The sequence below is a fragment of the Chryseobacterium sp. GW821-FHT04C04 genome (genome assembly GCF_059420365.1).
In genome coordinates this window covers 514,302-533,811 of sequence record NZ_JBWKTO010000001.1, presented here as the reverse complement: position 1 = coordinate 533,811, position 19,510 = coordinate 514,302, and the positions used below count along the sequence as shown (strand labels likewise).

Below are 19,510 nucleotides of genomic sequence, written 5' to 3'. Positions count from 1 at the left end.
CATTTGTCAAGTGATAGTTCAGAAGCGATCACCCATCTTTGCTAAAAATAATTTCATGAACAAAAAACATATTGTCGTTGTAGGATTGGGTGGAGTAGGTGGTTACTTTGGTTTTAAAATAAATCAGACCAATGAAGTTTCCGAAAAATATACGGTATCTTTTGTTGCCCGCGGAGAAACCTATGAGAAAGTAAAAGAAAACGGATTGACTCTTTTATCTCCTGAGCATTCCAATCCGCAGACTCATCCAAATGCTATTGTGCAGAGCATCGGGGATATCAAAAATCCTGATCTTGTTCTTATCTGTGTAAAAGAATATGACCTTGAAAACGTCTGCAGGCAGTTACTGCCAGTCATTAACAAAGACACCATACTGCTTCCAATGATGAACGGAGCCGATATTTATGACAGAATACGTACTATAATTCCAGATCATACCGTTCTTCCAACCTGTGTGTATGTGGCCTCTCATATTAAGGAAAGAGGAACAGTAGAGCACAAAGGAAATGCCGGTAAAATAATTGTGGGAAGAGATCCTGAGCATTTTTCTACTCCGGTGGAATGGGTTACAGACTTATTGAATGAAAGCAAAATAGTGTTTGATTTTAAAGATAATTCATTAACAGCTATCTGGACGAAATTCATATTCATTGCAAGTTTCGGATTGGTGACAGCAAAACATAATTCGTCTATGGGCGCAGTATGTACTGATGAACACCAGAAAAAAGAAGCGACCGGAATTATGAACGAAATACAATTGATTGCAGCTAAAAAAGGAATTGATCTGCAGGAAGATATCATCAATGCAACTTTTGAAAAAGCTTCTACGTTTCCTTTTGAAACGCCTACTTCCTTGCAGCTTGATATCAATTCGGGAAAGAAGGAGAACGAACTGGAATTGTTTGCCGGAGCAGTGCTGAAATATGGTTCTGAAGTAGCTGTTGAAACTCCTTTTACTCAAAAAATCTATACCGAGATTAAAGAAAAATAAGTTTAGACTAAAGCCAAAGAAGAAAAAATATAAAAAGGGCGGGTTAAAACCCGCCTCTATTGAAATTAAATATAAAAGATAGAAGTTTAAGCACTATGCATGAATTTCTGCCGGTCCAGCAGCACTTCTTCTGTTTCCCGATGGTCAGGATCATCCACACAACAATCTACAGGGCATACCGCCTTACATTGCGGCTCATCATGAAACCCTTTACATTCCGTACATTTCCCGGATACGATATAATAAACTTCATCCGATACAGCCGGATGATAATCATCGGCATCACCTTCAGTACCATCAGGAAATGTGATAGGTCCTGAAAGTTTTGTCTTGTCTTTCCAACGCCAGTCGATAGCACCTTCGTAAATGGCTGAGTTGGGGCATTCAGGTTCGCAGGCTCCACAGTTGATACAGGCATCTGTTATTTTTATAGCCATATTGTTTGAATTTAAAGGGGTTTAAAAAAGGGATTTCTTCAACGTTTCACGATTCGGAAATCCCCGCTAAACTTAATTACAGCAGTTCAATACTGTTCTTTGAAATAAGCAGCATAAAGCGTGCTAATTTTTATTTTTAAAGGATTAATCTGCAGCGATTTCTACCGACAGTCCATCCATCTGGGCTGTAAGGTGAATCTGGCAGGCTAATCTGCTGGTTGTTTTGGTCGTAAATAATTCTGATAATAAAGCTTCTTCCATATCATTTTTTTCAGGCAGAGGAATAGTTTCACTCAGAACAAAGCAATGACAGGTTGCACACATAGCCATACCCCCACACATGGCTTCCATAGGTAATTCATAGGCTTTGCAGATATCTTTAAGACTGAGTCCCATTTCTAAAGGGCACAGTAAAGTATGTGTATTACCGTTTTGGTCGATAACGGTAATGGTAATTTCATTTTCCATAATCCTTAGTTGATAGTGGTCATTTGCAGAATAACATCCCTGAAAGGCCGGAACCAATGATCAGTATATCTGTTTCTATCATGTTATAAATGGTTTATAGTCGTTTTTCTATTTTTTTAGACGTTGCAATACTGATGAGTTTATCAAACTTACCGGAATAGAGCTCTGAAACTTCAGTTGAGCTGTCAGGGGCAAATAATGATGATCTGACAATAGGAACACTGAATGGCAATGGCCAGGCACGTAGTGACTTGGCGATAGAATCCATAGCATTGATTCCCTGCATTGCCTGAAGACCATCTGCCCAGCATACCAACCCCACAGTTTTATCTGTGAGATAAGGCTCGTACCAACTAGCTGTAACTTCAAGCCAATCCAGGCAGTTTTTCATTACGCCCGGAATACTTCCATGGTAAAGGGGGGCCAGCCAGATGTGTAAGTCAGCCTCTGTAAATAGTTGAGCCATCCGTTCTACTGCCAAAGGAGTTTTGGGAAGAGTGACATCAAACAGCGGAATGCCGGAATCTGCAAGGGTAAAAACTTCAGTCCGGATTCCCAATATTTTCAGGCGTTCTGAAAAATAGTTCGAAATCAGTCCGGAAGTAGATTGAGTTCTTCTTTCCAGTGATCCGTTGAATATGATTGCTTTCATTTTTTTATTGTTTAAAAATTACTTTGGGTAATCCTATCTCGCCATACATCAATGTTTTTACGAGAGGTTTCAGAAGTCCTGCAGCCCACAAGTAAAGGGAGGGATCATGAGCTGTACTTGCACGGACAACTACCTTCTGATTTTTATAATGTTTCAGGTCAGCATAGATGAGACGGCGTTTCCAAAGATCAAGAAGAACCGTTTCCGCGTTGTTTAAATCTACATAAGAAGCATAAGGAGACAATTTTTCCATGAGCAGCATATACGCCCAAGGCGGGATGATGGCATCCGTAGAACAGATGATTCCTACTGCCTTTTCGTTATATACAGAAAAATCTACCGCAGCAATGGATTCTTTAAACTCTTTCTCCTTGACAATCATTCCCATGAAAAGATGATTTTTGATATCCAGTTCCACAATTTCCGTTGTCGGTTTGTAATCTGAAAGATCAAGGGCAATAATACCTGAAGCTTTTGCTTTATTGATAAACGTTTCCTGATTCATAGCTGGTTTACAATCAGTGTTAATTATCTTACTTTTGACAAAGCCTCTTCATATTTTTTCTCAACAGACGACCAATCTAATACAGACCAGAAAGAATCCAGATAATCTGCCCGTTTATTCTGATAGTTCAGATAATAAGCATGTTCCCACACATCTATTCCAAGAATCGGGAAGCCCCTGTTCATCGAAAGAACATCCATCATGGGATTATCCTGATTAGGGGTAGAGCTGATGATCAATGATCCGTTGAATTTTACAGATAACCATACCCATCCGGAACCGAACTGTGACAAACCTGTTTTTTTCATTTCTGCCTTAAAGTTCTCAAGACTTCCAAAAGTTGTTGTTATAGCATCATTAAGCTTACCTTCAGGATGTAACTTGGGTTGAGGAGAAAGAATTTCCCAGAATAAAGAGTGGTTGTAGTGACCTCCTCCGTTATTTCTTATAGCAGGGCTGTATTCACTTATTCTTTGCAGTAACGAGTCAAGATCTGGATTGACTTCATTGGTTTGTGCCAAAGCTGCATTCAGATTATCAACATAAGCCTGATGATGACGTTGGTGGTGAATAGCCATTGTTTCTTTATCTATAAAAGGTTCCAAAGAATCATAAGCATAAGCTAGCGGTGGTAATGTAAATGGGTTCATTGTATTTATTTTTGATTAACGTATGACAAAGGTAAAAATATATTTTAATAAAACAACTTATAAGTTGTTTTATTGATTCTGAGATTTACCCTGATAACGCATTGTAGATGTTTGTATTAGTCTTTGTTTTTTTGGGATTATAGAAAATGACTATATTTGTTGTTGAAAAATAAAACAACCTAAATATTGTCAAATGAAGAAGCCGGCTGTAGATCGTATTCTTATGTTTTTAAAGATGAGAGGTGAAGCTACTTCGCTCCTTATTGCTGAAGAATTGTCGATTACCAAAGAAGGGGCAAGGAAGCATTTACTGAATCTTGCTCAGCAAGGGTTGATAGAATCTTTGGTGAAGAGTGAAGGGGTAGGCCGCCCCTCTACCTACTATATTCTTACAGAAAAAGGATTGGCTCAGTTTCCTGATACTCATGCAGATGTAACAGTTCAGATTCTGAGATCAGTAAAAAATCTTTTAGGCGAAAATGCTTTGGAGTTATTGATCAGTGACCGGGAGAAAAATACCCATGACCGGTATGAAAAAGTACTTTCCAAAGCAAAATCTTTAGAACAACGTCTTGATTCTCTTGCTAAGGTCCGAAGTGAAGAAGGCTACATGGCAGAATGGAAAAAAGAAGGGGAAGATTATTTTCTGATTGAAAATCATTGTCCTATATGTGCTGCTGCAACAGAATGTCAGGGGTTCTGCCGTGCAGAACTGTCCAATTTTCAATCGTTGATAGGGAATGATTATAAGGTTGAAAGAATAGACCATATTATTTCCGGGGGGCAGCGCTGTGTTTATAAAATCAGCCAGTAATATATAACTCATAAAAATTATCATTCAAAAGATGGCTTTACAAGCAGTGATATTCGATATGGACGGAGTGCTGATAGATTCAGAAAAATTCTGGACTCAGGCAGAACTTGATGTATTTTCATCATATGGTGTACAGGTCACAGAAGATCTTGCTGCACAAACCAAATACATGACCACTCAGGAAGTGACAGAATTCTGGTATGAAAGATTTCCCTGGGATAATCTGGATGTGTCCGATTTGGAAAATAAAGTGGTAACAAGAGTGATTGAGATGATACAGACCAAAGACTGTATAATATCCGGGGTGGAGGAGTTTATCAGACACCTTAAGAGTAAAGACTATAAAATAGGACTTGCGACCAATGCTCCTTTGCGTGTGGCTCATGTTGTTCTTGAAAAACTTCAGGTTCGTGACCTTTTCGATACCATTCATTCATCTGAATTTGAAATCCAGGGAAAACCTCATCCTGCTGTTTATCTTACTTCTGCAAAAAACCTGGGGATTTCTCCTGAACATTGTATTGCTATTGAAGACAGCCATTCTGGATTAACAGCGGCAAAAGGAGCTGGAATGCAGACCATTATTTTTACCAATAATGATGAAAGCATAGATTCAGACCTTGCCGATTTTAAAATACTGAGCTTTAATACGGCTTTGCTGCCGATGTTTAGTGAATAGTCAATCTGCTTCGATGTGAATTTTGATCGTGTTTTATAAAAAAATCCAAACTCGGGCAATTCGAACCCCATCACTCATTATCTCGTCAAAATCTCCATCAACATCAGGATCGTTACCAGTTTTTTAGACGACTGGTACTCCGGATTCAGTTTTTCACGGATTTCTCCCAAAGCTTTACTTAGTTTATTGCTTACCGTCTTATTGCTTATCCCCAAAGCTTCTGCTGTTTCATGGACAGACATATTTTTCCGGATCCTCATATCGTATACCTGCTGTTCCGTTGAAGGAAGCTGGGCAACCACTTCATCAATCATGGACAATAAAGCAGAGATTTCGTTTTCCTCAAGAATTTCAAAATAATCCGTATCCGCCATTTCAAGTTCACTGGGGATGTCAAACTCATCAATACTCAGGGTGGGAGGGGCTTTTTTATAGCTGTTATAAAAATCAATGATACGGTAATGAAGATGGCGCAGGAGATAGCCTTTGGCACTTTCAGCATCATCCGTTTGTATGGCATCTGTATTTTCAAGAATCTTCATCCATAAGTTCTGTAGAATTTCTTCAGCGATTTCTTTATCCCGGGTCCGTACAAAAACAAAGTTATATAGACTATCCCAGTATCGGTCATACAGCAGCATAAATGCAGGACGGTCACCTGATTTTATTTTCTTTAATAATATATAGTCTGTTGGGCTCATATTCTTGTCACAAAATTACCTAAAGGAAAATTAACTTTTTGTGAACTTTGGGTGTGTTAAGATTAAATATTTCTGAAAAACGAGGGGTAAATAGGAGGTCAATGTTGAGTAAATGTGAAAAATGGTGAAAATTATTAACAATTTGGTTGCAATATGAATATAATATTAATAACGCCTTAGGGAAGTTTTTCATTTTCACAGTCTTATAGATAGAAGTATCAGTGAATACGATGAAAGACTCTATGAAAAAACGTTTAACCTATAGAAATATTGAAGCCTTTGTTTTCAGACTTTGGGAACGGGAAGTTTCAGGAAATACAATTTCTGAAAAGGAAAATGAACTTTTAGAAAAATGGAAGGCCTATGCAGAAAAAGATCTGGATGCTGTTCATAAGAAAGAATCCAAAGAAAGGGTATTATCCGGGCTGGAATACTATTTCCCTCAAACGGATATTATTTCTATACGATCTGCAAAAAGTTTTAAAAGAAACCTCTATAAAATTGCAGCGGTTATTATTTTGCTTTTATCACTAGGAGGAATATTTACCTATACCATGTTCGTTAAGCCTGATATTTATCTTGCAAGATCAGGAAACCGGATTGTTCATCTTGAAGACGGATCTGTAGTGACTCTTTTGCCGGGCGCTGAGCTGACTGTCGCAAAATCATTTCCCGCTTCCACCAGAATTGTGGACTTAAAAGGAGATGCTATTTTTTCCGTAGCCAAATCAAAAATACATCCTTTCATTGTTCGTGCAGATGGTTTCAGTACAAAAGTATTGGGAACGGTATTTAAAATTTCACAGTCCGGGAATAAAAAAGCAGTTGACCTTTATGAAGGGAAAGTGGCTGTATCTTCTCCGGGAGTTCCGGTTTCTTTTCTTACACCCAATCAGAAATGGACAAATTTTGGGATTGCCCATACTACAGCTGTTATTGCCCTAAAACCGGTGAAAAACTCTACAAACAAAGTTTCTGCAATATTGTCTTTAAGCTTTAATGATGTTCCATTAAAAGAAGTTGTGGCTGTTCTGGAAAGCAGTTATAACACCAAAGTATTGTATCCTAAAGAATCTGAAGATAAAAAGATTACCGCAGATTTTACCGGAGGAACAGTAGGCGAAAATATTGAATCACTGGCCTTTATCCTGGGACTGGAGGTACAGAAAAAAGAGAATACCTATATCCTGAAGAAATAAATCATTACTAAAAAAATTAAATAATCATAATCAAGAGAACACTATTAAGTATGAAAAGTTTGAAATGTGGGATTACCATAGCAGCCTTATTTTTTACTGTAGCCGCAGAGGCTCAGGAGCTGGTTCAGAAAGTAACATTTTCCGTACCTGCCAACAGACCATTGATTGAAGTGTTGGAAGAATTTGCCGGAAAAACAGGAATGAGACTGGCTTACTCCAAGGTAGATATTAAAGAGCTGAAGGTAAAAGGAGCAAAATGCGAAAATACTTCTGTCAACAGCTGCCTGAAGGATATTACCAACGGTCTTCCTGTTGTATACCGTCTGCATGGTGATCTTATTTCGATTAAATATGAAAGTTCTAGCATCGCTGTACCGGGAAACGGACGTATTTCCGGTAAAATAGTAGATGAGGTGGGAAATCCTATTACCGGAGCAGAAGTTATTATTGCTCAAAAAACCGTTGTAACGGATAATAATGGAGATTTTACGGTAGATCTTTCCTCAGGAACTTATAATCTGACCATAAAAGCTCCCCAATACAATACGCTGAGGGTTGAAAAATTATCTGTCACCAACAAAGAAACCAACTCCGTTTCATTTGCTCTGAACAAAGCTTCTGATAAAACGACTAATATCAAAGAAGTGGTCATTACAGCAGCCCGCAAAGCAGATACACAAGCAGGGCTCCTGGCTCAGCAGAAAAAGGCAGCACAGATGAGTGACGGTATTTCAGCGGAGCAGATTTCTAAAACACCGGACAGCGATGTAGGAGGAACATTGAAAAGAGTAACGGGAATCACCACCATTGATAATAAATATGTAGTAGTACGGTCCATGGGAGAACGATGGAATACCGCAGCTATGGACGGAATCAATCTGCCAAGTACGGAAGCCTATAATCAGAACTTCTCATTTGATATCATTCCTACGGCAATGGTAGAAAGTGTAGTGGTAAGCAAATCGGCAACACCTGATATGAATGCCAGCTTTGCAGGAGGCTATGTAGAGGTAAGAACGAAAGATATTCCCAATGAAAACTTTACAACCGTAACGATGGGAACTTCTTATAACGACCAGTCCGCATTCAAAGAATTTCTGACCCGTAAGCGTGGAAAGTATGACTATTTCGGATATGATGACGGGACGAGAGACTTTCCCAAAGGATTGGAGGCAATGAACTGGACAGATCCAAAGTTTTTTGAACAGTCAAAACAATTTACCAACGACAATTTCAGCACCTATAAAACCAGAGGTGATATGGGATCTAATATACAATTGGCATTGGGAAGAACCTACGCACTAAAAAACAATAACAAGTGGGGATTTGCCGGAGCATTTGTTATAAGAAATGAGCAAAATAAACTGGATATAGACCATACGGGAAGAGGAAACTGGCTGGATACCACAGGAATGCCGGATGCAAACGGACAGATTCCATTTTACAATTTCAAAAACAGCGGAGCTTCCTACAACTATAATTCTACGCTGGCAGGGATGTTGAATTTCGGTTGGCAGCTGGGAAAAAACAGGATTTCATTCCGGAATTCCTATACCCATATTTTTGATAATACCCTGACAAGAGTAACAGGATGGAATGAATATTCAACCGGGAGCGGAATGGCCGCCAATGCAGAATTAGCCTATAATTATTTTTATAACGGAATCATTCCCAATAATGATCCGGCTCAGATCAAAACATTAGACAGACCTTATACAGATAATACCAACTATCCGATTTTTCAGACCCTCTTGCAAAATAAACTGGAAGGGAATCATAAAATAGGAAACACGGAGATCAGCTGGTTTGCAGCCCGTACAGGAGTGTCTTCCGATACCAAAGATTATACTCAGTATATTACCCGCTATGACTTTATCGGAAATGAAATTTTAAACTTTCATAAGATCTACAATTCCGGAGCAGATTTTTACAGAGGATATATTGAAAACAGAGAAACAGATTACAACTACGGAGCTTCTGTGAAATGGGACATGGATGCCGGAAGTTTTAAAAATAGCATCAAAACAGGATATGCCGGGACTATAAAAAACAATACCAATCAACAGCAGAAGTTTTTCCTTCGTGTTGATGAAAACCGGGACGTTCCAGGGAGTGAGAAGAACTATTTGACGATGTATGGTTCTCTTGCTGAATGGTTTAATGGCTCTCATTATGTTCCGGGTGGTATTGGTTGGGAAACCAGAGGATTATATAAAAATGACAAATATGAAGGAGAAGTTAATCAGCATGCAATTTTTCTGATGTTTGACAACCGTTGGAAGAAATTAAGATTGGTCTGGGGACTTCGTGCAGAATATTTTAAGTACGATATGATTTCCCAGCAGCTGGATCCTTCTGATTCCAAATACATCGTGAGAGCAGCAATAGAAGATAAGCCGTGGCAATTCATGCCTTCCGTGAATTTTACCTACAGCCCTACCAATAAGATCAATTTGAGACTTGCCTATAACAAATCTGTAATCCGGCCACAGTTCAATGAAAGAACAGGGCTTCCTTACTTTGATCCGATTGCCAATGGACTGATTTATAATACGGAAATGAGCTCGTCGGTTATTAATAATTATGATTTCAAGTTTGAATGGTTTCCCGGTTTGGGAGAAATATTTTCAGCAGGCTTGTATTACAAAAACATAGACAGACCTATTGAACGGGAAGGCCATATATCCAGTGAAGGAAACCTTTTCTTATACAACGGAAATTCAAAAAATGCAAAGCTGGTAGGAGTTGAAGCAGAAGTGAGAAAAAGCTTAGGTTTTATTGCGGACGGGACTTTCCTGGAAAAACTTTTCATTAGCGGAAACTTTACTTATAACCATACGAAAGTAGTTGCTTTTAAAGACTTGTATAAGACAGGCGATAATGATGAAACCTACGAAGTGAAACGCCCGCTTTACGGACAGACTCCCTATGCTTACAATCTTGGATTGATCTATGATGGAGACCGCTTAGGATTGAGTTTTTTGTATAACGCGAAAGGAGATCAGTACATCACGGTAGGATATGCTTACAAAGGGGAGGAAATCCAACGTCCCTATGCAGTGGCAGATGCTCAGATTTCTTATAAGTTTCTTCGTAATAAAAACGTTGAAGTGAAATTTAATGTAAGAAACCTATTCAACAGAGTAAAGGAATATTATAACAACTTCAATTCTTATCTGGCAGCAAAAGATGGGGGTGGAAGTAATGTAGGAACAGAAAGAGAAGCATGGGAACTTCTTCCGGGAGCAACGGATAAATATGACAAAAATATTGATAAGATTATGTTCCGGGCTTACAGTGGAAGGATGCTCAGCCTGAGCGTGAATTATACTTTTTAAAAATAAGACACCAAACAACACCCTATAAAAAGAGCTCTTAAGATAGCAGCGTACAGGTTTCGGGAACCTGATCAGAGACTGAAAAATTACTGATGATGCGCACAGCAGTACCAGTTTAGAAAAAAACCGAACGTTAATCGCTTTTCCCAGGCATTAGCGGCTTTCATGGGAACTCCCGCAATGCAGTTCCTCCTGCAGCGATGGGATGAACACCAAAAAACAAATCGAAGGAATAGAGAGGAAGATATTCCTGAATATTAAAAAACTGATCTGGTATAAAAAATACGACCGGATTTTACTAAAAATTATAACAATGAAAAGACTAACTCTAATTGCAGTGGCAGCATTATCTCTTACAGCTTGTCAACACGATCAACTGGCAGATTCATCATCTCCATTCGATATGAAATCTACTTCTGCTGAATACCTTACAGCTTCGGCTCTTCCGGTAACCAGCGTTAGTGGTGCTATTACTACAAATACTACATGGAGTGGTGTAGTTGAATTAGATGGAGTTGTAACTGTAAAAGATGGAGCTACATTAACAATCCAGCCGGGTACATTCATTAAAGCTAAGCCAAACACTAGCAATACCGCTACAGGAGTTTTGGTAATTGCTAAGACAGGAAAAATAAACGCAGCAGGTACAGAAGCACAACCTATCATTTTCACAAGCTACAAATTGTTAGACGGAAATGAAGATACTACTGCTGCTCCTGGTGATTTCGGAGGAGTTATCATGCTAGGAGATGCTCCTACTAACACTCCATTCACAAAAACGATTGAAGGATTATCTGGTCCTGATTTCTATTACGGAGGTACCAATGCTTCGCATGATGGTGGAACATTGAAATATGTACGTATTGAGTTTGCAGGATTTGATCTTTTAGCTCCAAATTCAGGAAACGAAATCAATGGTCTTACTTTAGGAGGAGTAGGAAACGCGACTACTTTAGATCATATTCAGGTATCTTTCGGGAAAGATGACTCTTTCGAATTCTTCGGAGGTACTGTAAACGCTTCAAACCTTGTTTCTTTTGCAGCGGATGATGATAACTTCGACTTTGACAACGGATATACAGGAACTATTACGTGTGCTCTTGCTTTGGCAGACTACAATTCTACACACAGTCTTAGCGGATCTAGCCCGGATTCTAACGGTATCGAGCTTGATAACAACGCAGATGGTTCTTCTACATCATTGTTGACTCACCCTGTTATCAACAACCTTACGATTATCGGTTCTAAGAACTCTTCTAAAGGTGCTTTGTATGAGAACGGTATCCACATCAGAAGACACGGAAGATTAACATTAAATAACGCTGTAGTTACAGGATACCCTGTGGGAATCAAAGTAGAAGGAACAGGTTCTGAACTTTCTTCAGCTTCAGCTTACAACACTATTCAAATCCACGGATTTACAACTTCAGTTACAGGAACAGGAACAGCAGGAATCCCTGCAGCTAACCTATTGACTGGAACTCCTGCATCTCTATGGGGTATGAGCCAGCCTTTCTTCAACGAAGGTGGTTGGAATGTATCTCCAAGAAACTGTGGAAACTTCCAGGGACTTTGGACAAAATATAATTTCTCCATTGTAGAATAATAAAAAACTTTAAAAAGCAGGGAACAGCATATGCTGATTCCTTGCTTTTACTCTTCAAAAATCTTAATAATCAGTGTTATGAAAAAAATAATTTTATCATCTGCTCTGTTTTTATCCCACCTGGCTGCAGCGCAGACTCTGGTTTGGGGAAATTCTTTTGATACGCCTGCTGACCTTCAGGGATGGACGTTCCATGATCTGAACGGAAATAGCAACGGATGGGTACAGGGACAGAATATCTACCACAACGGAACAACTTTAACTTATGGAACCACTGGTGTTCTTCGTCATTCCATCAGTGTGGTACCCACCGGTAATGCTACAGGATTTACTACAGAAAATGACTGGATTATTTCTCCTCAGATTGATCTTACAAATACTGCAGGTACAGTTACTTTAGCTGCGAATATTGGAAGGCAGAGAACCACCCACACCATTGTTGCCAGAGATCTTTTTATCTATGTAAGTACCCCACAGAAGGAAGTTCCTACATTAGCTGATTTCCAGGCAATGACGGTAGATGGGAGTGGAAATGATGTTCCAAGTCTTTATAAAATACAGGTAGGAGACTCAGCCAATCCTTTTCCGGCAGATCTTACTGAGTTTGTACAATCTCTTGTAGATATTTCTGCTTTCGCAGGAAAGAAAATCTATATCGGAATGTGGTCAAACAGAAAAACAAGCGGAAATAATGTCCAGAATATCAATATTGATGAAATAGGAATCTATGCTACAGCATTTTTGGGAGCTAAGGATGTAAAAGGAAACAAAATTGTAACACAAATAGCAGAAAATCCAGTAAAAGAATCTTTACAGCTGCAACTAAACCCGGCTTTGAAAGAAAATATCACCGTGATTACTATTTACAATGGAGCAGGACAAAAAGTATTGACCACTCAGTATTCAAAAGCTATTCATATAGCAGGTTTAACATCAGGAGCTTATATAGCGGAAATTACAGATGGAAAAACGACTGAAAGGCTGAAGTTTATTAAAAAATAATTATTCTATCCCTTAGAATCTGATTTTAGAAACACCAAGAAATTGTAAATATACAATAATGGATAGTATTTGAAAAAGGCTATCCAGAACATATCCAACTAGTTTTTTTATAATTATATATTGCCCTGCTCATGGGCTGGGCAATATTTTTAAGTTTTACAATGAAATAATTGAAGAAAGATGAATAAAATCTTTGCATTACTACTATTTTTTACCGTACTATTCTCATGTACAGACAGCAATACGATGGAGTTGTATGATAAAGTACAGAAGCCCGGAGAGGTTAATATCAAAGGATTTTCCAAACCTGATGTATTGCAGCTGAGGTTCAACGGAGCCCCTGTATCCATCGACGGAAAAATGTCCTACACCAATAAAATAGAAACTCAGCTTCAGTTTGTTCTGGATCAGGGAGAAACCAACAAACTGTCTATCTATAACAATGAAACAGGAACCGAAATTGCAAAATACAATATTACCTATGACAATATAAATGATTACAAAAACCTATACTTTTTTAATCTTCCCGGAATCTATTTACAGACCTATGCTGTAAAACCTCAAGTTAATCTTGGGAAAGTAGGTTTTGAATTTATTTTCCCCAACCTGGGTGAATTTTCAGGGAGCTCTCTGAAAAATGTGAAAGGCATTTTGAAAAGGGAAAATGGAGTAGTGCTGGCAGAATTTGACAATATCGGGAAAGACAATTTTACGGCAGTGAAAATCTATAATTTTTTCAGTGCAACGGCCCCTATATTTCTGGAATTGTACAAGCCTGGAACTTCAGAACCTTATGCCGGATCTAAAATGATTCAGGTGAAATTGAAACAGCATACAGGTGCCAACATGGTAGTCCTTCAGGAAAAAATGGAAAATGGAGAATGGGTGGTAAAAGGAGATATAGATGTAGCGGAATATCTGTAATTGCGTATGAAAAATTTTCTAAAACTTCAACTGATTATTGCTGTCTTTCTTATTTCATGCACGAATAATGATGAAAGCGCACCTGTTTTTCCCGAAGGAAGTACAGAATCTGTGAATCTCTGGGTTCAGGACAGTATGAGACGATACTATTATTGGGCAGATCAGATGCCTGCTAAGCCTGACTACCGTCTTTCTACCAAAGATTTTTTTAAAAGCCTGCTGTCTTCTCAGGATCGGTTTTCTTTCATGGTCAATACTGAAGATTCTTCTACCTATCCGCGGTCTATTAGAAATATGTATGGTTTTGATTACACCATTGTTCAGCTTCCGAATAATGAGGTGGTTACTGTTGTGAAACTGGTCCTTCAGAATTCTCCAGCTTTCAATGCTGGGTTGGAAAGAGGAATGATCGTTACCAAAATCAATGGGAAAACAATTACTACATCCAATGCTGAAACAATGGCTTCTTCCATTAAAGATCAAACTGTGATAGACCTTACCGTAGGAAAATGGCAAAACGGAGCCATTGCTGATCAAAAGAATATTACGGTTTACTATGGATTCTCCTTTGAACAACCCATTTTATCAAAAATTTTTGAGAAAAACGGTAAAAAAGTAGGATACCTGTATATCTACGATTTTCCTGATGGAATGACACAGGTATTGAATCAGAAGTTTGCAGAATTTAAGGCTGCCGGAGTACAACAGCTGATTCTTGATCTCCGATACAATTATGGAGGTTCGGTATCGTCTGCAGCTGCGCTCTGTTCACTGATTCCTTCGGGGTTGTCATCCGGTTCACCGTTCATCATTTTTAAAGGAAATAAAAACGGCGGCGAAGTAAAAAGATCATTTGCCGAACAGATTGCTTATGATCCCAAAGCACTGGATTTTGCCACCTTACGTGCTAACGCATTGGGATTACAGAAAGTGTTTATCCTTACCTCCAACAGTACAGCATCCGCAGCAGAAATTGTTGTCAACAACCTGAAACCTTATATGCAGGTGATTCAGATCGGAGATACTACGCTGGGGAAAGATATGGCCGGATTTGTAGTGGAAGACAAGCGCAAGCCGAGAAAAATTTCCTGGCAGATTCATCCGGTCATTTATAAAGTACTTAATGCCAATGGAGCCGGAGAATACAATAATGGAATTTCACCACAAGTCATGGTCAATGAATACGCCGGGCTGCCATTATTACCTTTGGGGGATCCTAATGAAACCCTTATTTATTCAGCTCTTAACGGAGGGTATTTCAAATCTTCTGAGCAAGAAAAGATAAATGGGAATGTTAAGATTTTATACCAGAGTGATGTACCTTCAGCGGTGCTAGGAAAATAGTATTAAGGGGAAAAGCACAGGGTAAAAAGGTGAATTTGCTCATTATCCCAACTCATTTACTGTAATAATAAATAAAAAAGACAGAGAATCGTAAAAGTAAAATCTATAAAGTCTCTTTACTCTTTACTTACTCAAGAACTCAATAAAAATCATAAAATCATGCAGGGAATAGAACCAAAACTTCACATGAACCTGACCAGCCGAGTTGAATATTACCGTCTGCTGATAGAAGCTGCAGAAGACCCCGAAAGCCAGCCTTCAGATGTCATTACACAGATTTCGGAACTGGGTAATCTGTATGAAGAATATCTTCTTAATAAAAAGAACCTGGAAAACAGCATCAAAAATTACCGTGAATATCATAATGATTTAAGGAAAAAACTGACGTCAAGACTTCGTGAGCTGAGAAGAAAAGCAAGACAGAAATAGCTTCTGAAATCTGCTTTATCCGCTGATTATATTGAGAAATTCTTACCTTTATAGCATCAAGTTGAAGGATGACAGACTTATGAATTTTAATCAGACAGAACTTTCCGGTTATTTGTATACATTTTGGCAGTTTTCCTGGTCAGAGTGGATCATATTCAGTCTGATCATTAATGTTTTTCTGTATATGTTTTCTATTGGCTTATATCTTTTTATCGAAAAGACCTGCCGGAAAAGCCAGTTACAGGAGAAAAATCACCCTGTTACCAGATCCGATTTTTACCTCAGCCTGATGACTGTCATATGTAACAGTTTTGTACTGCTGCTTGGGGTTTTCTTATGGAAAAACGGATGGATTGTGATGGGACAAACTCAATCTGTGATTGGAATAATAGGGGAAGTCATTGCCCTGCTTCTTTTGATGGATCTTCTGATGTATTTCTTTCATTTTGCAGCGCATTTACCCTTTATCTACAAAATACTGCATGGAAAACATCACGAGCATGTAAGCACCAATTTTCTAAGTCTTTTTGTTTTGCATCCTTTCGAAACCATAGGATTTGGATTGATGATGCTGGCTTTGCTCATCGGTTATGATTTCTCTGTAATTTCCATTTCAATATATCTTTTGCTCAACCTCATCTGGGGAACCATTGGACATCTGAACAGAGAGTTTTTTCCAGTTTCATTTGATCGTTTTTTTGTGGGAACAACAAGGTTTCATAACCAACACCATTTGGATGAAAGTAAAAATTTTGGATTTTATACTTCTGTCTGGGATAGATTATTCGGGACGTATAAGTAACCGTGGAGTTTTACAATTTTATATAATTCAGCATCTTGCCTAGCAGATAATTAAAATTTTCCAATTCTTTAGAAGTGAATATAGAAGCGGCCTGACGGGTGATATTCTGACGGAAAGTTTCCGAATTTTCTATAACAAATCTTCCTTTATCCGTTACTGAAAGATTAAATTTCCTGTGATCTGTTTCCACCTGTTTCCGGATAATGAAATCATTACTGATCAGAAATTTCAACTGTTTTGAGACGGCAGCCTGGCTGATGTTAAACGCTGTTGATATCTCTTTTCCCGTTGCGATCTCTTTCCTCATGATAAACTCAATGATATTATAATGAGCTGCGGTAACACCGTTAATATCCCCCCGGTTCATATGAGCCAGAATAAGACATTGAAAATCAGTAAATGTGTTAAAAAACTCTTTTTCAATGGGTTTCATAATAAATATACTTAACTTAGTTAATGATTAACAAAGTTAAGTATTTTAAAAATGGAAAATATAGAAATTACGAACGCCCGTCAAAATAATCTCAAAAGTATTTCCATAAAAGTTCCTAAGTATAAGATTGTGGTTTTTACGGGAGTATCAGGATCCGGGAAATCTTCCTTGGTTTTTGAAACCATAGGAGCCGAAGCTCAGCGGCAGATCAATGAGACGCAGAACAGTTTTATCAGAAACCGTCTGCAGCATTATGGTTTACCGGATGTAGACAAAATTGAAAATCTGAATGTTCCTATCATCATCAATCAAAAAAGATTAGGAGGAAATGCCCGGTCTACGGTGGGAACAGCTGCTGATGTATCTGCTTCTTTAAGGCTGTTGTTTTCCAGAATGGGAGAGCCGTTTGTAGGGTATTCTAATGTTTTTTCATTTAATCATCCACAGGGAATGTGCCCTGAATGTGAAGGGCTTGGCTTTATTCAGACTCTGGACGTGAATGCTTTAATTGATCGTGAAAAATCTTTGCATGAAGGAGCTGTCCGGTTTCCGACTTTCCAGCCAGGCGGATGGCGTTTAACGAGATATACACTATCCGGTTATTTTGATAATGATAAAAAGCTGAAAGATTTTAGCACTAAAGAATGGGAAATTTTGTTGTATGCGCCGGAACATAAACCCAGGCATCCACACAAAGACTGGGGGAAAACTGTAAAATATGAAGGAATTGTTCCAAGGATTGAAAAAGCATTTCTGAAAAAAGATTCCAAAGAAAATATTACCAGAAAAGATGCCCTGAAGCATATTGTAATCACGAAAACCTGCCCGTTATGCGAGGGAAAACGACTGAATGAAAAGATATTATCCTGCAAGATTAAAGGAAAAAATATAGCAGACTGTATGGCACTTTCAGTAGACGAGCTGCTGGAATTTATCACTTCTTTGGATTCAAAGGCATATGAAGTGGTTCTAAAGGAAGTTTCCGCAAAACTGCAGAATATTATTACCATTGGGCTTCAGTATCTGACCTTGGACAGAAGCACCAATACACTTTCCGGAGGAGAATCTCAGCGTATAAAAATGGTACGGAGCCTGGGAAACAGCCTAATAGATCTGTTATACATTTTTGATGAACCCAGTATTGGCCTTCATCCGAAAGATCTGCAGAATATTGTAACCATTATAGGACAGATCAGGGATAAAGGAAATTCTGTTTTAATTGTAGAGCACGATCCTGATCTGATAAAAATGGGAGACTGGGTTATTGATATAGGTCCCGGTTCAGGAAGAAACGGTGGAGAGGTAGTATATGAAGGTACATTTAAAAACTTAAAGACATCATCTGGAAAAACAGGTTCTTATTTTGCTGAGAAAGCATCTGTAAAACAAAAATTCAGAAAGCCTGATGGTTATCTTGAGATTAAAAATGCCAATAAATATAATCTTAAAGATGTAACGGTAAATATTCCAACCGGGATAATGACGGTGGTAACCGGGGTAGCGGGGTCAGGGAAAAGTACGCTGATAAACCGTGTTTTACCGGATCTCTATCCTGACGTAACCATTATAGATCAATCTTTGTTTGCTGCAAGTGCCCGCTCCAATCTGCTTACTTATCTGGGAATATCGGATAAGGTACGTAATCTTTTTGCCCAGTTTAATCATGTTTCAGATAAACTGTTTAGCAGAAATAGCGATGGTGCCTGCACAAACTGTAAAGGATTGGGAATAGAAAAGATTGATCTTGCTTTTATGGATGATATAGAGCAGCCTTGTGAAGTTTGCGGAGGTTCGGGGTTTGATCCTGATGTGCTGGAATATACATACAACGGAAAAACAATTGTGCAGGTCATGAATATGACGGTTTCTGAGGCCGTTTCTTTTTTTGAAGAAGAATCTGTTCTCAAAAATTTTGATCTGCTGATACAGTTAGGCCTCGATTATCTGACGTTGGGGCAAAGACTGGATAGCTTTTCAGGGGGTGAAAGGCAACGTCTGAAGTTGACAAGAGAACTGAAAAACACCCATCAAATTATTATTCTGGATGAACCGAGCACAGGGCTGCATCCAAGTGATACCCAAAAACTCTTGAATTTTTTTAATGGCCTGGTAGATCAGAATAATACACTGATTGTCATAGAGCACAACCTTGATATTATTGCACAGGCAGACTGGATTATTGATATGGGCCCTGGTGCAGGGAAATTTGGCGGTAAAGTTTTGTTTGAAGGAACTCCACTGGAGCTGTTAGAAAATAAAATATCGTTTACAGCAGAGTTTTTAAAGAAACATGTTCAGTAAAATGAAACCATTAAGATTAAAAAAATAATGTTGACAATTTAGTTATGTTGACTAATACCTGAAAAATATTCTTGAAGGTCATTTAAATAATTTTATCACAACATTTTTATCCATTTGCATATTTTCTGCTTTGAATATGTCAGAATATTTGTAAAGACTAAGGATATATAAGCAGTCCTCGCTTCCTTACCCTCCACAATGGAAGGATATTCAAAGACTGATTGCTGGCTGTGAT

General features: G+C 38.4%; 19 protein-coding genes. 12 read left to right on the top strand and 7 right to left on the bottom strand.

Annotation, left to right across the window (positions count from 1 at the left end; all coding sequences use genetic code 11):
* Window positions 1–55: 55 nt before the first annotated feature.
* On the top strand, window positions 56–991 hold the full coding sequence (locus AC07UM_RS02465; RefSeq protein WP_494682643.1) for a ketopantoate reductase family protein: 936 nt from the start codon (window positions 56–58) through the stop codon (window positions 989–991).
* Between the two features lie 86 nt (window positions 992–1,077).
* On the opposite strand, the gene AC07UM_RS02460 is transcribed toward AC07UM_RS02465, so the two are convergent.
* The 5 genes from AC07UM_RS02460 to AC07UM_RS02440 form a co-directional block, all read right to left on the bottom strand.
* Complete coding sequence (locus AC07UM_RS02460) at window positions 1,078–1,428, bottom strand: 4Fe-4S dicluster domain-containing protein (RefSeq protein ID WP_494682644.1); 351 nt, start codon at window positions 1,426–1,428, stop codon at window positions 1,078–1,080.
* A gap of 144 nt (window positions 1,429–1,572) precedes the next feature.
* Window positions 1,573–1,896 (bottom strand): 2Fe-2S iron-sulfur cluster-binding protein, encoded by a 324-nt coding sequence (locus AC07UM_RS02455; RefSeq protein ID WP_103232404.1) that lies wholly within the window; start codon window positions 1,894–1,896, stop codon window positions 1,573–1,575.
* Between the two features lie 94 nt (window positions 1,897–1,990).
* The gene (locus AC07UM_RS02450) at window positions 1,991–2,548 is read right to left on the bottom strand and encodes an NADPH-dependent FMN reductase (protein WP_494682645.1); all 558 of its coding nucleotides are present in this window, start codon (window positions 2,546–2,548) and stop codon (window positions 1,991–1,993) included.
* Between the two features lie 4 nt (window positions 2,549–2,552).
* The gene (locus tag AC07UM_RS02445; RefSeq protein ID WP_124537159.1) at window positions 2,553–3,053 is read right to left on the bottom strand and encodes a DUF2480 family protein; all 501 of its coding nucleotides are present in this window, start codon (window positions 3,051–3,053) and stop codon (window positions 2,553–2,555) included.
* 23 nt (window positions 3,054–3,076) lie between these two features.
* Complete coding sequence (locus AC07UM_RS02440; RefSeq protein WP_494682646.1) at window positions 3,077–3,703, bottom strand: superoxide dismutase; 627 nt, start codon at window positions 3,701–3,703, stop codon at window positions 3,077–3,079.
* 193 nt (window positions 3,704–3,896) lie between these two features.
* Here AC07UM_RS02440 and AC07UM_RS02435 point away from each other — a divergent pair, with 193 nt between their 5' ends.
* Together AC07UM_RS02435 and hxpB are read left to right on the top strand one after the other, a co-directional pair.
* Complete coding sequence (locus AC07UM_RS02435) at window positions 3,897–4,517, top strand: helix-turn-helix transcriptional regulator (RefSeq protein ID WP_494682647.1); 621 nt, start codon at window positions 3,897–3,899, stop codon at window positions 4,515–4,517.
* A 31-nt stretch (window positions 4,518–4,548) separates the two neighbouring features.
* Window positions 4,549–5,196 (top strand): hexitol phosphatase HxpB, encoded by a 648-nt coding sequence (gene hxpB, locus AC07UM_RS02430; RefSeq protein ID WP_494682648.1) that lies wholly within the window; start codon window positions 4,549–4,551, stop codon window positions 5,194–5,196.
* A gap of 77 nt (window positions 5,197–5,273) precedes the next feature.
* On the opposite strand, the gene AC07UM_RS02425 is transcribed toward hxpB, so the two are convergent.
* A complete protein-coding gene (locus tag AC07UM_RS02425) occupies window positions 5,274–5,897 on the bottom strand; it encodes an RNA polymerase sigma factor (protein WP_494682649.1) in 624 nt (207 codons plus the stop codon).
* A gap of 242 nt (window positions 5,898–6,139) precedes the next feature.
* Here AC07UM_RS02425 and AC07UM_RS02420 point away from each other — a divergent pair, with 242 nt between their 5' ends.
* The 8 genes from AC07UM_RS02420 to AC07UM_RS02385 all read left to right on the top strand — a co-directional run bounded on the left by AC07UM_RS02420 (window position 6,140) and on the right by AC07UM_RS02385 (window position 16,541).
* Complete coding sequence (locus tag AC07UM_RS02420; RefSeq protein ID WP_494682650.1) at window positions 6,140–7,096, top strand: FecR family protein; 957 nt, start codon at window positions 6,140–6,142, stop codon at window positions 7,094–7,096.
* Window positions 7,097–7,146: 50 nt separating this feature from the next.
* Window positions 7,147–10,434 (top strand): TonB-dependent receptor, encoded by a 3,288-nt coding sequence (locus tag AC07UM_RS02415; protein ID WP_494682651.1) that lies wholly within the window; start codon window positions 7,147–7,149, stop codon window positions 10,432–10,434.
* A gap of 313 nt (window positions 10,435–10,747) precedes the next feature.
* Entirely contained in the window at window positions 10,748–12,040 is a 1,293-nt protein-coding gene (locus AC07UM_RS02410) for a beta-helix domain-containing protein (protein ID WP_494682652.1), read from the top strand.
* Window positions 12,041–12,118: 78 nt separating this feature from the next.
* Entirely contained in the window at window positions 12,119–13,042 is a 924-nt protein-coding gene (locus tag AC07UM_RS02405) for a T9SS type A sorting domain-containing protein (protein ID WP_494682653.1), read from the top strand.
* A 180-nt stretch (window positions 13,043–13,222) separates the two neighbouring features.
* The gene (locus tag AC07UM_RS02400; RefSeq protein WP_494682654.1) at window positions 13,223–13,966 is read left to right on the top strand and encodes a hypothetical protein; all 744 of its coding nucleotides are present in this window, start codon (window positions 13,223–13,225) and stop codon (window positions 13,964–13,966) included.
* Window positions 13,967–13,972: 6 nt separating this feature from the next.
* Window positions 13,973–15,310, top strand: coding sequence for a S41 family peptidase (locus tag AC07UM_RS02395; protein ID WP_494682655.1), 1,338 nt, complete (start codon window positions 13,973–13,975; stop codon window positions 15,308–15,310).
* Window positions 15,311–15,469: 159 nt separating this feature from the next.
* The gene (locus AC07UM_RS02390; protein WP_494682656.1) at window positions 15,470–15,739 is read left to right on the top strand and encodes a hypothetical protein; all 270 of its coding nucleotides are present in this window, start codon (window positions 15,470–15,472) and stop codon (window positions 15,737–15,739) included.
* Between the two features lie 79 nt (window positions 15,740–15,818).
* Complete coding sequence (locus tag AC07UM_RS02385) at window positions 15,819–16,541, top strand: sterol desaturase family protein (RefSeq protein ID WP_494682657.1); 723 nt, start codon at window positions 15,819–15,821, stop codon at window positions 16,539–16,541.
* Window positions 16,542–16,551: 10 nt separating this feature from the next.
* Here the strand turns inward: AC07UM_RS02385 and AC07UM_RS02380 are convergent, their stop codons facing one another.
* Complete coding sequence (locus AC07UM_RS02380; protein ID WP_494682658.1) at window positions 16,552–16,974, bottom strand: MarR family winged helix-turn-helix transcriptional regulator; 423 nt, start codon at window positions 16,972–16,974, stop codon at window positions 16,552–16,554.
* Window positions 16,975–17,025: 51 nt separating this feature from the next.
* Between AC07UM_RS02380 and AC07UM_RS02375 the strand changes: the two genes are divergently transcribed.
* Window positions 17,026–19,275, top strand: coding sequence for an ATP-binding cassette domain-containing protein (locus AC07UM_RS02375; protein WP_494682659.1), 2,250 nt, complete (start codon window positions 17,026–17,028; stop codon window positions 19,273–19,275).
* The last annotated feature ends 235 nt before the right edge of the window (window positions 19,276–19,510 follow it).

Excerpts from the sequence above, each read along its gene's own strand:
- AC07UM_RS02465 (WP_494682643.1), top strand. The coding sequence starts at position 56 with ATGAACAAAAAACATATTGTCGTTGTAGGATTGGGTGGAGTAGGTGGT.
- AC07UM_RS02460 (WP_494682644.1), bottom strand. The coding sequence starts at position 1,428 with ATGGCTATAAAAATAACAGATGCCTGTATCAACTGTGGAGCCTGCGAA.
- AC07UM_RS02455 (WP_103232404.1), bottom strand. The coding sequence starts at position 1,896 with ATGGAAAATGAAATTACCATTACCGTTATCGACCAAAACGGTAATACA.
- AC07UM_RS02450 (WP_494682645.1), bottom strand. The coding sequence starts at position 2,548 with ATGAAAGCAATCATATTCAACGGATCACTGGAAAGAAGAACTCAATCT.
- AC07UM_RS02445 (WP_124537159.1), bottom strand. The coding sequence starts at position 3,053 with ATGAATCAGGAAACGTTTATCAATAAAGCAAAAGCTTCAGGTATTATT.
- AC07UM_RS02440 (WP_494682646.1), bottom strand. The coding sequence starts at position 3,703 with ATGAACCCATTTACATTACCACCGCTAGCTTATGCTTATGATTCTTTG.
- AC07UM_RS02435 (WP_494682647.1), top strand. The coding sequence starts at position 3,897 with ATGAAGAAGCCGGCTGTAGATCGTATTCTTATGTTTTTAAAGATGAGA.
- hxpB (WP_494682648.1), top strand. The coding sequence starts at position 4,549 with ATGGCTTTACAAGCAGTGATATTCGATATGGACGGAGTGCTGATAGAT.
- AC07UM_RS02425 (WP_494682649.1), bottom strand. The coding sequence starts at position 5,897 with ATGAGCCCAACAGACTATATATTATTAAAGAAAATAAAATCAGGTGAC.
- AC07UM_RS02420 (WP_494682650.1), top strand. The coding sequence starts at position 6,140 with ATGAAAAAACGTTTAACCTATAGAAATATTGAAGCCTTTGTTTTCAGA.
- AC07UM_RS02415 (WP_494682651.1), top strand. The coding sequence starts at position 7,147 with ATGAAAAGTTTGAAATGTGGGATTACCATAGCAGCCTTATTTTTTACT.
- AC07UM_RS02410 (WP_494682652.1), top strand. The coding sequence starts at position 10,748 with ATGAAAAGACTAACTCTAATTGCAGTGGCAGCATTATCTCTTACAGCT.
- AC07UM_RS02405 (WP_494682653.1), top strand. The coding sequence starts at position 12,119 with ATGAAAAAAATAATTTTATCATCTGCTCTGTTTTTATCCCACCTGGCT.
- AC07UM_RS02400 (WP_494682654.1), top strand. The coding sequence starts at position 13,223 with ATGAATAAAATCTTTGCATTACTACTATTTTTTACCGTACTATTCTCA.
- AC07UM_RS02395 (WP_494682655.1), top strand. The coding sequence starts at position 13,973 with ATGAAAAATTTTCTAAAACTTCAACTGATTATTGCTGTCTTTCTTATT.
- AC07UM_RS02390 (WP_494682656.1), top strand. The coding sequence starts at position 15,470 with ATGCAGGGAATAGAACCAAAACTTCACATGAACCTGACCAGCCGAGTT.
- AC07UM_RS02385 (WP_494682657.1), top strand. The coding sequence starts at position 15,819 with ATGAATTTTAATCAGACAGAACTTTCCGGTTATTTGTATACATTTTGG.
- AC07UM_RS02380 (WP_494682658.1), bottom strand. The coding sequence starts at position 16,974 with ATGAAACCCATTGAAAAAGAGTTTTTTAACACATTTACTGATTTTCAA.
- AC07UM_RS02375 (WP_494682659.1), top strand. The coding sequence starts at position 17,026 with ATGGAAAATATAGAAATTACGAACGCCCGTCAAAATAATCTCAAAAGT.